General features: G+C 46.7%; 8 protein-coding genes, 1 tRNA gene and 1 pseudogene. 8 read left to right on the forward strand and 2 right to left on the reverse strand.

The window, feature by feature from the left end; genetic code table 11:
- Nucleotides 1-35: 35 nt before the first annotated feature.
- The 7 genes and pseudogenes from ACN0UN_RS00960 to ACN0UN_RS00990 all read left to right on the forward strand — a co-directional run.
- A complete protein-coding gene (locus ACN0UN_RS00960) occupies nucleotides 36-1,418 on the forward strand; it encodes a sodium-dependent transporter (protein WP_417658310.1) in 1,383 nt (460 codons plus the stop codon).
- A 22-nt stretch (nucleotides 1,419-1,440) separates the two neighbouring features.
- Nucleotides 1,441-2,901, forward strand: a complete 1,461-nt coding sequence (gene nhaC, locus ACN0UN_RS00965) for a Na+/H+ antiporter NhaC (RefSeq protein WP_417658311.1) — start codon at nucleotides 1,441-1,443, stop codon at nucleotides 2,899-2,901.
- A 22-nt stretch (nucleotides 2,902-2,923) separates the two neighbouring features.
- Entirely contained in the window at nucleotides 2,924-5,545 is a 2,622-nt protein-coding gene (gene pepN / locus ACN0UN_RS00970) for an aminopeptidase N (RefSeq protein WP_417658312.1), read from the forward strand.
- Between the two features lie 217 nt (nucleotides 5,546-5,762).
- Nucleotides 5,763-10,607 (forward strand): NAD-glutamate dehydrogenase, encoded by a 4,845-nt coding sequence (locus tag ACN0UN_RS00975; RefSeq protein WP_417658313.1) that lies wholly within the window; start codon nucleotides 5,763-5,765, stop codon nucleotides 10,605-10,607.
- Nucleotides 10,607-11,617, forward strand: a complete 1,011-nt coding sequence (gene pyrD, locus ACN0UN_RS00980; RefSeq protein WP_417658639.1) for a quinone-dependent dihydroorotate dehydrogenase — start codon at nucleotides 10,607-10,609, stop codon at nucleotides 11,615-11,617. Before ACN0UN_RS00975 ends, pyrD begins: the two co-directional genes overlap by 1 nt.
- 54 nt (nucleotides 11,618-11,671) lie before the next feature.
- Nucleotides 11,672-12,220, forward strand: coding sequence for a cell division protein ZapC domain-containing protein (locus ACN0UN_RS00985; RefSeq protein WP_417658314.1), 549 nt, complete (start codon nucleotides 11,672-11,674; stop codon nucleotides 12,218-12,220).
- 51 nt (nucleotides 12,221-12,271) lie between these two features.
- Nucleotides 12,272-13,006, forward strand: a pseudogene (locus ACN0UN_RS00990) (metallophosphoesterase); the annotation flags it as partial.
- A 70-nt stretch (nucleotides 13,007-13,076) separates the two neighbouring features.
- Here ACN0UN_RS00990 and ACN0UN_RS00995 read toward each other — a convergent pair.
- Complete coding sequence (locus ACN0UN_RS00995; RefSeq protein WP_417658315.1) at nucleotides 13,077-13,250, reverse strand: hypothetical protein; 174 nt, start codon at nucleotides 13,248-13,250, stop codon at nucleotides 13,077-13,079.
- A 26-nt stretch (nucleotides 13,251-13,276) separates the two neighbouring features.
- Here ACN0UN_RS00995 and ACN0UN_RS01000 point away from each other — a divergent pair, with 26 nt between their 5' ends.
- Nucleotides 13,277-13,987: a 5'-nucleotidase C-terminal domain-containing protein gene (locus ACN0UN_RS01000; protein WP_417658640.1), complete on the forward strand. Its 711-nt coding sequence runs from the start codon at nucleotides 13,277-13,279 to the stop codon at nucleotides 13,985-13,987.
- Here ACN0UN_RS01000 and ACN0UN_RS01005 read toward each other — a convergent pair.
- Nucleotides 13,944-14,020 (reverse strand) — tRNA-Met (locus ACN0UN_RS01005). The two genes, ACN0UN_RS01000 and ACN0UN_RS01005, sit on opposite strands and share 44 nt — an antisense overlap.
- Nucleotides 14,021-14,024 lie beyond the last annotated feature (4 nt).

Below are 14,024 nucleotides of genomic sequence, written 5' to 3' on the forward strand. Positions count from 1 at the left end.
ATAATAATTACAAAAAACACGGAACAACAACATTCATGCATGAGTCACCCTCTATCGCGAGTCGCTGGTCGAGTCGTTTACTGTTTATATTAGCTTCAACTGCTGCCGCTGTTGGTTTAGGGAATATCTGGAAATTCCCCTATATTACTGGCGAAAACGGTGGTGGAGCCTTTGTGCTGGTTTATCTGCTATGTATTGCTGGTATCGGTATTCCAATCATGATCGCCGAAATTATTATCGGTCGCCGAGGCCGGCACAGTCCAGGCTATGCGGCGCGCCACGTGGCACAAGAATCAGGGCGAAATAAAGCTTGGCAGGTAACCGGTTGGGTTGGTATGGCGACAGGTTTCTTGGTGCTGAGCTTTTATGCGGTTATTGCCGGTTGGGCACTGGCCTATGTGTACGAAGCTGCAAGTGGAACCTTTGCCGGCGCTAGCGTAGCTGAAATCGATCAGGTATTTGGCGATTTAGTCAGCTCATCAGCACGCCTGACCTTATGGCACGGCCTGATTATCGCGGGCGTGGTATTGGTTGTTGGTAACGGTATTAAAGACGGCTTAGAGCGCGCTGTATCCTGGTTGCTTCCCGCCATGGTTATTTTGCTCATCGGGTTAGCGGGCTATGCTGCATATATTGGTGATTTCGCAGCCGCTGTAGACTTCATGTTTGCGCCAGATTTTTCCGAATTAACGATTAACGGTGTGATGTTGGCGCTTGGGCATGCATTCTTTTCACTTGGGCTCGCGTCGGGCGTAGTGATTATGTATGGTGCTTACTTGTCAAAGTCGACCTCCGTTGTACAAACCTCGTTATGGGTGGCACTTGCAGATACTCTGGTGGCATTGCTGGCGGGGTTAGCTATTTTCCCGATTGTTTTTGGCAGTCAACTTACCCCTGAAGCGGGTCCCGGCTTGATATTCCAGACCCTACCAGTCGCGTTTAGCCAAATGCCAGCGGGTAATGCGTTAGGTACTATTTTCTTCATTATGCTCGTAATTGCAGCATTCACCTCAGCAATCGCCATGATTGAATCTGCGGTGGCCTTTATGGAAGAACGGTTTAAGCTGAGTCGTTGGCCAGCCACCATGGCGGCAGGCTTCACGCTCTGGTTACTGGGTCAAGTTACCATCTATAGCTTCAGCGGTGCTGGTTGGACGCAGATTGACTGGCACGTTCCTGGCAAGCACCTTACGTCATTGTTTGATGTGATAGATTACGCCACATCCAACGTGTTACTGCCTCTTGGTGGCCTGTTGCTTGCTATTTTCGCAGGCTGGGTTATGAAATCGGCGTATAGTAGTGATGAGCTTGATACCAGCCCGAAGGTATTCCAACTATGGCAATTTATCGTGCGCTGGTTGGCACCGATAGCAATTGTTCTGATTTTCTTACAACTGATCGGTATTATTCAGTTTTAATTTTTTGAATTAGAGAATAATTATGCAAAACAATACAACGTTGGAGCAACGTACTCCAACAATCCTGCAAGCATCACTGCCGCTAATCGCACTTATCGTGATGCTTGGTTTGTCGGTTTTTTTGTTTGGCGAAGACTCATCCTATGGACCCAATCAAATCGCTTTATGGATTGCCGCCGGTGTAGCGATAGCTATTGGGTTTTATAATAAATTTTCATGGGCGGAAATTGAAGACGGCATTAAAGAGGGGATTACGGTCGCTCTGGGTGCACTATTGATTATTCTTGCTGTGGGCTCACTTATCGGAACCTGGTTACTTGCTGGTACCGTACCCAGCATGATTTATTTCGGCCTTGAACTGCTAAACCCAAGTTGGTTCTACGCTGCATCAGCGCTGATTTGTGCAATCATCTCTCTGGCTATCGGTAGCTCGTGGACCACGGCTGCAACCATCGGTGTGGCGCTAATGGGCGTTGCTGCGGGAATGGATTTATCGCCTGCAATTACCGCAGGTGCCGTGGTTTCAGGCGCATACTTTGGTGATAAAATGTCGCCATTAAGCGATACCACCAATCTTGCACCCGCTGTTGCAGGTTCGGAATTATTCTCACATATTCGCTACATGGCCTACACGGCAGGGCCAGCATTTATCATAACCTTGGTTATATTTTTGATTTTAGGCTTTAACGCTGACAGTTCGGTAAGTCTTTTAGAACTGGAGAAAATGCAATTAGAGCTGCGTAACACCTTTAATATCGGTTGGGTAATGCTGGTACCATTATTGGTACTGTTGTATCTGGCCGCAACGCGCAAGCCAGCCTTGCCAACGGTATTTTTTGGTGCCTTGCTTGGTGGCGCATGGGCCGTTATATTTCAGCCAGAAATGGTAGCTCAAATAGCGGGTGGCGATGAGTCTGTTGTTGGTACCGCTAAAGTTATTTGGGGCGCACTTTCAGACGGCGTAACCGTAGAAACAGGCTCTGAAGATCTTGACCAGCTGCTTAGCGGCGGCGGTATGTCAAGCATGCTCAATACGGTATGGCTGATTCTTAGCGCCATGACCTTCGGCGCCATTATGGAAAAGCTTGGCTTATTGCAACGTCTTATCGCAGGTATATTGGGGTACGTGAAATCAATAGGCAGCTTGATAGGCGCGACATTATTTACTTGTTTCGGGGCTAATATTCTGACTGCCGACCAATACATGGCTATTGTTTTACCAGGGCGTATGTATCGCGAGGAATTCGAACGGCGCGGATTAGATCCGCGTGTGCTTTCACGTACGCTGGAAGACAGCGCAACATTAACGTCGGCTTTAATTCCTTGGAATACGTGCGGTGCATTCATGATGGGCGCGCTAGGCGTGAGTCCATGGATTTATGCACCTTTTGCCTTCTTTAACTGGTTAACACCGCTGATAGCACTGGTTTATGCTTATACAGGCATCCGCATCCTGCGTTTGCCAGCACCGAAAACCGCTTAATTAAACAATTTTATAGGTAATTATGACTGCACAACTGGCAAAGCTTCGGAGCGATTATCAAGCTCCGGAGTTTCGTATCACCTCGGTCGATTTAACTGTTTATCTGCATGATACTCGAACGCATGTGACCAATCGCATGCAGGTAGAGCCGCTTGCTGCGCGTACAGAGTTACGCTTACATGGCGAGCACATGACGTTACAAAGCGTTAAAATTAACGGCCAGAGCTTGACCGAACAGGATTACCAAATTGACGATAAAGCACTAACGCTTAAGGCTGTACCAAGTGAAGCGTTTGAGTTAACTATCGTCAATACCATTAATCCTGCTGCCAATACGGCCCTAGAGGGGCTTTATAAGTCGGGTGGGGCGTTCTGCACACAATGTGAAGCAGAAGGGTTCCGGCGTATTACCTATTATCTGGATAGACCGGATATTCTTGCTGTTTTTACGACGACAATTACCGCCGACAAACAAACTTATCCCTATCTATTAAGCAATGGTAATGCTGTAGCTCAAGGCGATAATGCAGACGGAACGCATTGGGTGCGTTGGCATGATCCGCATCCCAAGCCAGCGTATTTGTTTGCCTTAGTTGCTGGCGATTTTGAGGTTTTAACAGACCATTACACCACAATAAGTGGTCGTGAAGTTTTATTGCAGTTATTTGTTGATCACGGCAATTTAAAGCGTGCTGACTATGCCATGGCAGCGTTAAAACGATCAATGCGCTGGGATGAACAGCGGTTCGGCCTCGAATACGATTTAGATATTTATATGATTGTCGCTGTTGATTTCTTCAACATGGGGGCAATGGAAAATAAAGGTCTAAACGTATTTAACTCGCGCTATGTGCTGGCCGATGCAAAAACAGCAACCGACCAGGACTTTTTAAATGTTGAATCGGTGATAGGGCACGAATATTTCCATAATTGGACAGGTAACCGAATTACCTGTCGTGATTGGTTTCAACTGAGTTTAAAAGAAGGCTTAACAGTATTCCGAGATCAGGAATTCAGTTCAGACCTTGGCTCGCGGGCTGTTAACCGCATTGATGCAATTCGTATTATTCGCACCCATCAGTTCAATGAAGATGCCAGCCCTATGGCCCATCCGATTCGTCCCGACAAAGTTATCGAAATGAATAACTTTTATACGGTTACGGTTTATAACAAGGGTGCCGAAGTTATTCGTATGCTGCACACTTTACTGGGCGAGCAGGGCTTTCAAGCTGGCATGAAACTTTATGTGCAACGTCATGACGGCCAAGCTGTTACTTGTGATGATTTTGTGGCTGCCATGGCAGACGCGAATGAAACTGACTTAAGCATTTTCCAGCGATGGTACAGTCAAGCTGGTACCCCGACCGTTAAAGTCAACCAGAGTTATGATGCTAAGGCTAAAACATTAACCTTGTCATTTGCGCAGGAAACACCACCAACACCGGGGCAAGTGGAAAAGCAGGCGGTGCATATTCCAATTTTACTCAGTGCCTATACTGCAAGTGGTCGACTGATGGCGATGCAACATCCACAGCTTCGTCATCATGAGTCGGGCAGTTTGTTATTTGAGTTCACTCAGCAGGCCGAACAGCTCACGATTGAAAATGTCGACGAAGCACCAGTGTTGGCGCTGCTTGAGAACTTCAGTGCTCCGGTGAAATTGCAATTCGAGCAAGACTTTTCCGACAGCATTGTGTTGCTTGCTAACGCGCAACAGGACGTGACCCGATGGGAAGCTGCACAACATATTTACACCAAATTAATTCTCGATGCTGTAAGCAATAAGCACACGCTCGAACTGCCGCAATCAGTGGCGAAAGCTTTGCAGGATATGGCAGCCACACCGTTAGATGCAGCATTAAAATCACTGGTGGTAACGCCGCCAACGGTGGAGGAAATAGCTGAATACTTCACGCGAAATATACCTTTGGCAGCCATTGATGAAGCCGTAAATAGCTTGCGCCAACAAATTGCAACCTGTTTACATGACGAATTTACAGCGATTTGGACAAAGCGTAAGCAAGAATCCTATCAGTTGAGTGGTTCAGCGATAGCCAATCGAAGCTTGCAGCATACTGCACTCTACTATCTTGCCCTGAGTGAGCCGGCGCAGTTCAGTGCGGAAGTTGCCGATTATTTTTCAAAAGCCGACAACATGACTGCACAGCAAAGTGCGCTGCAAATTGCGGTGCATCTTAACTTAGACTGCAAGCAGCAGTTGTTGGATGCGTTTGAGCAACAATGGCAAAATGATCCGCTGGTTCTGGATAAGTGGTTTGCGATTCAAGCCGGAGCGCCGCATGCTGGTGTTGTGGAAACCGTTGCAACGCTGAAAGACCATAGTCGCTTCAATCGCGATAATCCAAATCGTCAATACGCTTTGTATGCTACTTTTGGGCGTAACATGGTGCAATTTCACCGTGCTGATGGCGCTGGATATCGGTTAATGGCGGATATGATCAGCTACTTAAACACGAAGAACCCACAAGTTGCAGCGCGCCTTGTGACACCATTAACCCAATGGCGCCGTTACGATGAGCAACGTCAGCAACAGATGAAAGCTATACTTGAAGCGTTGCATAAATTACCAAATTTGGCCTCCGATTTAGATGAAAAAATAAGCCAAAGTCTAGCAACAGATTAGGCTGAATTTGGCGGGCTTTGTAATAATCATGCAAAGCATCATCATAATCATGTTCAGACCCCGAAAACCGTGGTCTGAACACTGGTTTTTTCGTGATAATAAGCATTGAATAACCAACCTAAATGTCCGACAATGATGGCAATTATTTCGTTGGGTGATAGCGGCCTATAGCAACTATCACAACTTCGTAATACCTATCACGTAAAAGGACACCATCATGAATGCGTTTGGCGAAGGCCAGATTCCCGTTGTTTTGCAGAAGGTGGCTGAGCTGATTCAGCAACGCGCTACCGACCGAGCCGATTTAATCAAAGATTTTGCGATGAGGTTATTCCGCAATATCTCACCGGATGATCTCTCGCTGCGAAACGACAGCGACATGTATGGTGCGGTAATGGGCTTGTGGCATACGTTTAACGACTACAATCCTGGCGAAAAAGCGCTCATCAAAATTTACAACCCAGAAGTGCCTCGCCACGGCTGGGAGTCTGCCCATACGATTATCGAGATCATTCAATCGGATAGTCCGTTTATGGTGGACTCAATTCGCATGGCCTTGTCGCGCTTAGGTATTACTTCGCACTTGCTTCTGCATCTACCCATCAGCCATAAGCGAAACGAAAAGAATCAAATTACTGAGCTTCTTAAAGCAGGTACCCGCAACGAAGATAACGAAGTGGATACGGTTTTCCTCATTGAAGTGGATCGCCAAACCAGCAAAGAAGCTATCGCTACCTTGAAGAAAGAGCTTGCCTCAGTCATGGATGAAATTAACTTATCCGTATCGGATTGGTTACCCATGCGTGACCGTTTAAGTGAAATAGCAGCAAGCCTGAGTGACATTAATTACCCAGGTGATAAGAAGCAATTGCAAGAAGCACAGCGCTTCTTAGGTTGGTTGGCGAAGGATAACTTCACGTTAATGGGTTATCGCCGCTACGACTTAGCACCGGTAGAAGGTGACTACGTAATTCGTCAAGTGGCTGATTCAAGCCTTGGTTTGATGCGAAAAAGTGCAAACAATAAAGAGCGTTTGGTGTCGTCGTTGCCGGAAGTTGCGCGCGATCTGACCTTTGATAACAGTTTACTCTTGTTAACAAAAACCAACACCAAGTCTCGCGTTCACCGTCCTGCCTACTGCGATTACATTGGTATCAAGCGGTTCGATAAAAACGGTAAAGTTATTGGCGAAGACCGCTTCATTGGTTTGTACTCAAGCAGCTTTTACAACAATAGCGCACGCGATGTGCCGCTGGTTGGCGATAAAATTAGACGGGTCATGGAAGAGTCTGGTTTTGCTCCAAACTCACACGCCGCAAAAGCACTGTTAAACATTTTAGAAACTTATCCACGTGATGAGATCGTGCAAGCACCGGAAGATGACTTATTGGAAGTGGGTTTAGGTGTTCTGCAAATGCAAGAGCGCGACATGACCCGAGTCTTTGTGCGCCGTGATATTTTTGGTCGATTCGCATCATGCATGGTGTATGTGCCTAAAGAGCGCTACAACACCTTGTTACGACAAAGAACACAGCAAATTCTCGCCCGCACTCTAGCTGGCACCAGTGATGTGGATTTCACCACATACTTTTCGGAATCATCGCTAGCCCGAACTCATTACACCGTGCGCCTCGGCGAACACGTACAGGACATTGACGTGAAAGAACTTGAACAAAACCTTATTGAAGCAGCCCGCACATGGGAAGATAACTTTGAGCGCATTTTAAGCAGCACCTTTGGTGAAGCAAAAGCCAACGCCTTAAACAAGCGCTATTCCAATGCGTTCCCGCGAGCTTATAAAGAAGAAGTATTACCGTCGGTTGCGATTGCAGATATCGCACAAATTGAAGCGCTGGATGACGATCACAAACTGGGCATGCTGTTTTATCGTTCGCGTGAAGAAAATGAAACCAGTAAGAAAATTCGTTTAAAACTATTCCACAAAGACGAGCCAATTCATTTGTCTGACGTATTGCCGATGCTGGAAAACTTTGGTCTGCGGATTATTGGTGAAAGCCCGTACCAGATTAAAACGACCGATGGCAGCTTGTTCTGGATACTTGATTTCCAGATGCTGCACAGCAACGCCAAACTCGACCTTGAAGCGAGCCGCGATTTATTCCAGAACGGCTTTGCAAAGGTTTGGGATGGTTTGTATGAAGATGATGGCTTCAACCGTTTAGTTTTAAGTGCAGGGTTAACTGGCCGGCAGGTAATCATTTTACGCATGTTCGCAAAATACATGCGCCAAATTGGTACCACGTTTAGCCAGGCATATATCGAGAGCACATTCAGTAAATATCCGCTGATAGCTAAACTTATTGTGAAGCTGTTCTACTCTAAATTTGATCCGAAAGAGAAAAGCCGCGACAAGAAAATTGAAGCGCTTGAAACACGTATCAATTCAGAATTGGAAAACGTAGCGAACTTGGATGATGATCGCATCATTCGTCGCTATGTTGAGCTCATTTTGGCTGCTTTGCGCACCAACTTCTTCCAAAGTGACGAGCAGGGCAATGAAAAACCATACATCTCGGTGAAATTTATGCCGGAAATGATTCCGGAAATGCCACTGCCATTGCCGAAGTATGAGATTTTTGTTTACTCACCACGCGTGGAAGGTGTTCACCTGCGCGGCGGCAAGGTTGCTCGTGGTGGTTTGCGTTGGTCTGATCGTCGTGAAGATTTCCGCACCGAAGTGCTTGGTTTGGTTAAAGCGCAGCAGGTTAAAAACACAGTTATTGTTCCCGTTGGAGCAAAAGGCGGGTTTTTCTGCAAAAACTTACCAGAGGAACGCGAGGCATTTTTTGAAGAAGGTAAAAACTGCTACCGCACCTTTATTCGTGCACTGTTAGATATTACCGATAACATTGTGAGTGGCGAAGTGGTGCCACCGAAAGACGTTGTACGCCACGATGAAGATGACACTTACCTAGTTGTTGCAGCAGATAAAGGTACAGCAACTTTCTCAGACATCGCCAATGGTATATCCGCAGAATACAACTTCTGGTTGGGCGATGCATTCGCGTCAGGCGGTTCTGTTGGTTACGACCATAAGAAGATGGGTATTACCGCACGTGGCGCGTGGGAATCGGTTAAACGTCATTTCCGTGAAATGGGCATTGATTGTCAAACCACTGACTTTACCGCGGTAGGTGTGGGTGACATGGCGGGTGACGTATTCGGTAACGGTATGTTGCTATCTAAACACACACGTTTAGTTGGTGCATTTAACCATTTACATATTTTTGTGGACCCGAATCCAAGTGCTGAAAAAACCTATCCTGAGCGTGAACGTCTGTTCAAGCTACCACGTTCATCTTGGGAAGATTTTGACAAATCACTGATTTCCGAAGGTGGTGGTATCTTCTCGCGTAGCGCGAAAGCAATTGAGCTATCGCCTGAAATGAAGAAGTTATTCAATACGCAGAAGAAGACGTTCACGCCGAACGAATTGATCAAAGCCATTTTGACGCTTAACGTTGATTTGTTCTGGAACGGTGGTATCGGTACTTACGTTAAATCCACCAAAGAGAGCGACAGCGACGTGGGTGATCGTGCCAACGATGCACTGCGCATCAATGGTAAAGAATTACGTGCGAAAGTTGTGGGTGAGGGCGGTAACTTAGGCTTTACCCAACTCGGCCGTATTGAATACGCCCGCACAGGTGGCCGTATTAACACTGACGCCATTGATAACGTTGGCGGTGTGGACTGCTCGGATAACGAAGTTAATATCAAAATTCTGTTAAACGGCTTGGTTGCAAACGGTGATTTAACGCGTAAACAACGCGATCAACTGTTATATGACATGACTGATGAAGTATCACAAATCGTGATCAAAGATTGTTTCCGTCAGTCACAATCAATCTCAGTAACAGCAATTCGTGGTGCCGATCAAATCAAAGAATTACAGCGTTTTATTCACCATTTAGAACGCGAAGGGCAGTTAAACCGTGCTCTGGAGTTTTTACCAGATGACGATGAATTAGCTGAGCGTCAGGCGCAAGGAAAAGGCCTAACACGCCCAGAACTTGCGGTAATAACTGCCTATGGCAAAATGGTTCTGAAAGAACAGTTGCTTGATGATGCAATCATGTCAGACCCGTTCCATGCGCGCTCATTGATCAATGCGTTCCCGAAACCGCTGCAAGAAAAATACGCTGAAGCCATGGAAAACCATCCATTGCGCGGCCAAATCATTGCAACCCGTTTGGCGAACAACATTGTCAACGATATGGGCCCGAACTTCGTATACCGTAAGGTAGACGCCACGGGCGCAACTGAAGCTGAAGTTGCTTCAGCCTACGTCGTTGCTCGCGAATGCTTTGATTTACGCGCATTAATGGAACAAATTGAAGCGTGTAACAACAAAATTCCAGCTGACGTACAAAATGGCATGTTATTCCAAATCCGCCGTGTTGTGCGCCGTTCTACACGCTGGTTCTTGCGCCATCGCAATCCAAGCCTGGCGACTATTCAGGAACAAATCGATTTCTATAAATCGAGCTTTGATGACTTACGCAAAAACGTACTGAGTTACTTGGTTGATGACGAACGTGTGCAAATCGAGAAGCAAATTGATAAATTACAAGCGCAAGGTGTGCCAGCAAAACTGGCCCATAACATTGCGATTCTAACCACCTTGTTCTCAGCACTCGACTTGGCCGACATTTCACATGAAACGGGCCGTAAAGTTGGTACTGTTGCGAAGGCATACTTTAACCTCGGTTCACGCGTTTCGTTGCATTGGTTCCTTGACCAAATTAACAGCCAGCCGGTTGATAACCATTGGCAGGCGCTTGCTCGAGCTGCATTCCGTGAAGAACTTGACTGGCAACAGCGCTCACTCACCATGAGCATGTTGAAGGCGGGTGATACCAAACAAGACGCCATGGCCGTTCTCGATACATGGATAAGTGACAACAAAGTGTATGTAGATCGGTGGTTGGTCATGTTGTCTGATTTCCGTACCACCAAAACCCATGAGTTTGCTAAATTCTCGGTTGCTTTACGTGAACTGATGTTACTGAATCATAACTGCACGTCGGTAAATTCATAATTATGTATGCACTCATGCGTAAATGGCTGTTCAGTAAGGATGCTGAACAGTCACATGACCTGACTTTAAATTTACTTAAAAAGTTTGCCCATACACCGTTTTCAGTGGCGTGGCGACAGCGCGTGACACACCATCCAGTAACCGTTATGGGCATTGAGTTCCCTAATCCGGTAGGCTTAGCCGCTGGGCTCGATAAGAACGCAGAGTGTATCGATGCTTTTGCCCAGATGGGATTTGGTTTTATTGAAGTGGGTACCGTAACACCGCGCCCGCAACCGGGAAATCCAAAGCCTCGTCTGTTTCGCATAACGGAAAAAGAAGCCATCATTAATCGAATGGGCTTCAACAACTTAGGTGTTGACCATCTTATTGAACAGGTGCGAAAGGCGAAATTCAGTGGTGTGTTAGGTATTAACATTGGCAAGAATAAAGACACACCTGAAACTGAGGCCGTACAAGATTATCTGCACTGTATGCGCAAGGTGTATGCGTTTGCAGCTTATATAACGGTGAATATTTCATCGCCGAACACCCCGGGGCTGCGTGAGTTTCAGCATGGTAGTGCATTGGACTCACTGTTAGCAGCTTTAAAGAACGAGCAAGCTGACCTGCATCGTCAATATGGCCGTTACGTTCCAATCGCAGTAAAGATTGCGCCGGACTTAACCGATGAAGGTATCTGCGCAATTACTGATGCTCTTATGAAACATCATATTGATGCTGTAATTGCCACCAACACCACACTTAGCCGAGAAGCTGTTTCTGGTTTACCGCACGCTGATGAAGCAGGGGGCTTAAGTGGTAAGGTCTTGTTTGAGGCCAGTACCCACGTTGTGAAAGTTATAGCGAAACATAGCCAAGGGCAGTTACCGATTATTGCAGTAGGCGGTATTGACAGTGCGCAGGCAGCAAAAGATAAATTGGCGGCTGGTGCAAGTTTGGTACAAATCTATACCGGATTTATTTATCACGGTCCGCGATTAGTGAGAGATATTGTCAACAGCTTGTAAATTGGTACGCATTTAGATACTTTAATCGTAAGAATCTGTCGAAAAGGATATGACGTGCACGCTACACAACAATGGCGCTGGATTTATGATCCAGACCAACAACAATTGCAAATTGAGCTGGATCAGGGGCTGGTGCATACAGCGCCCTACAAGGCGTCGCGATTGGTGCCGTTGCATGCGTTAAATGCTGCGTTTTCAACAGAAGATGCAGCAAACTTTCAGAGCTTTTTTGACGCTCTTGATGAGCACCATCGACTTAGCCCGCAAACAATACTTGAAGCTGCGTTAAACCACACTATTTACCAAAAGTTTGGCCGGCCACAGATGCCACAAAGCTGGTATTTCCAAACTGCAGACGTAACGCCAAACTATGCGTTAACCGTAGGTACATTGGTGCGATTAAACTCGGGACTCGCCGACGTATTGTGTGCCATATGCACGACCGACAGTGAATTCGTTGAGTGCATGGTTTTAGCTGATAAGTTTCCGCTGTCTGATATTAAAACCTTAAATCAATATGACGTTATCAAGGTGATGCCTAATCGGCTTCAATCCGCCTTTGCCGATACGCACCAACAGCCAGATAACCTGCGTCAAGCTTAGTTCATGTGGCGTAAATCCATTGTTCTGACCGGTCTATTTTGTATGACAACGATGACCTCGGCTGCGCCCCCCCACACAAATACATTGCGCATACTTGCGACCAGCGACGTGCATGGGCACTTTACTGGATTCAATTATTTTGCCGACCGCTATGAGCACAAAGGGCTGGCTTATACAGCCGAGCTGATTAACGCAGCCCGGCAACAAGCTGATGCCAGTGTTTTAATTGAGAATGGCGATCTTATTCAAGGCTCGCCGTTTACTGACTGGATGGTTGCGCAAAGTGAACAGCAGGCCAAACTTCCACTCGCAGAGCTATTAAATTACCTCGACTATGACGCCGCAAATTTGGGTAACCATGAATTTAATTACGGTCTCGACTATTTAGCGGCAGCATATAATGGGGTTGATGCGCCAATCCTCAGTGCTAACTTAATCGCACAATCAGATTACGCCAAACAGCGACTAAATCATCGCGCCTATACAATCATTGAAAGGGATATGCCTGTTGGCGAAGGTAGGGTTGCTCTTAAGATTGGTTTGGTCGGCGTGTTACCGCCGCAAATCATGCAATGGGATACCCATCATTTAGCTGAGCATGTGCAGGTTGAGTCGATGCATGGTGCTACGGAACGAGCAATCCAGCAAGCACGCTCTGCCGGCGCCGATTTAATCGTGTTGGTTGCCCATACCGGGATGCCGAAACATTCGGAGATAGCCAGCGACAGCGAACAAGCGGTATGGAAACTGGCTCAGATAGAGGGCGTTGACGCGATTATTTTTGGGCACCAGCACGAATTATTCCCCGGCACCTCGGTGTATGATCAACTCGCTCATGTGGATAGTGAAAAGGGCACTATTTTTGGGATTCCAGCGGTTCAACCTGGTGTTCATGGCGAGTATCTGGGTGTGATTGATCTTGCGTTGAGCTTTGATGCAAGCCACAAAACATGGCACGTTGAGTCGCACCAATCATCGGTACTTCAAGTTGGCGTAACGCGCGATGTGCGAGTCGATCAGATGTTAGCATCGGCGCACACGGCAACCTTAGCCTTTATGAAGCAACCCGTAGGCACCACGCAGGCGGCTTTGAGTCAACAATATGCCCGTTTGCAACCTACATTAGCCATGCAACTGATTCATGATGCACAACTGTGGTACATCGAACGCTATGTTCATGCTGCGAACCCAGCTTGGCATAACTTACCACGCTTCAGTGCAGCGGCTCCGTTTCATGCAGCCTTGGACGCCAATGATGCTTACACATTGATTGAACAGGGCGCAGTAACACTGGGTGATATTGGCGATCTCTATCGTTACCCCAATACCCTTGAAGTAGTTAAAATAAAGGGTGTGGCGTTGAAACAATGGTTAGAAGAGTCAGCTGAAGCATTAAAACGTGGGCAACCCGACAATCGCTGGAGTTGGATAAATAAAGAAGTGCCGTCTTATCAGTTTGATACCTTTAAAGGATTAAGTTATGTCATTGATCCTACTCAAAAGATTGGGCAACGGGTTTCAACAACTGACGGGATTCACGACGAGCAAGACTACGTGGTGATTACCAATAATTATCGCGCCAGTGGTGGTGGTAATTTTGCCAATCTTGATGGCTCGCAAATTATTTACCGTGCGCCAGATCAGCTGCAACATATTTTGATTGAGTATTTAAAAAGCTTAGGAGAGAAGGGCTACAGCCCAGAACTAGAAGTAAATTGGAAATTGGTTGCGGGGGCAGGATTTGAACCTACGACCTTCGGGTTATGAGCCCGACGAGCTACCAGACTGCTCCACCCCGCGTCCG

This window comes from Pseudidiomarina sp. (genome assembly GCF_048267825.1).
In the GTDB taxonomy this organism is placed as follows: domain Bacteria; phylum Pseudomonadota; class Gammaproteobacteria; order Enterobacterales; family Alteromonadaceae; genus Pseudidiomarina.

Bases quoted from the DNA above. Each gene is read 5' to 3' on its own strand.
- ACN0UN_RS00960 (WP_417658310.1), top strand. From the start codon at position 36: ATGCATGAGTCACCCTCTATCGCGAGTCGCTGGTCGAGTCGTTTACTG.
- nhaC (WP_417658311.1), top strand. From the start codon at position 1,441: ATGCAAAACAATACAACGTTGGAGCAACGTACTCCAACAATCCTGCAA.
- pepN (WP_417658312.1), top strand. From the start codon at position 2,924: ATGACTGCACAACTGGCAAAGCTTCGGAGCGATTATCAAGCTCCGGAG.
- ACN0UN_RS00975 (WP_417658313.1), top strand. From the start codon at position 5,763: ATGAATGCGTTTGGCGAAGGCCAGATTCCCGTTGTTTTGCAGAAGGTG.
- ACN0UN_RS00995 (WP_417658315.1), bottom strand. From the start codon at position 13,250: ATGCTAACATCTGATCGACTCGCACATCGCGCGTTACGCCAACTTGAA.
- ACN0UN_RS01000 (WP_417658640.1), top strand. From the start codon at position 13,277: ATGAAGCAACCCGTAGGCACCACGCAGGCGGCTTTGAGTCAACAATAT.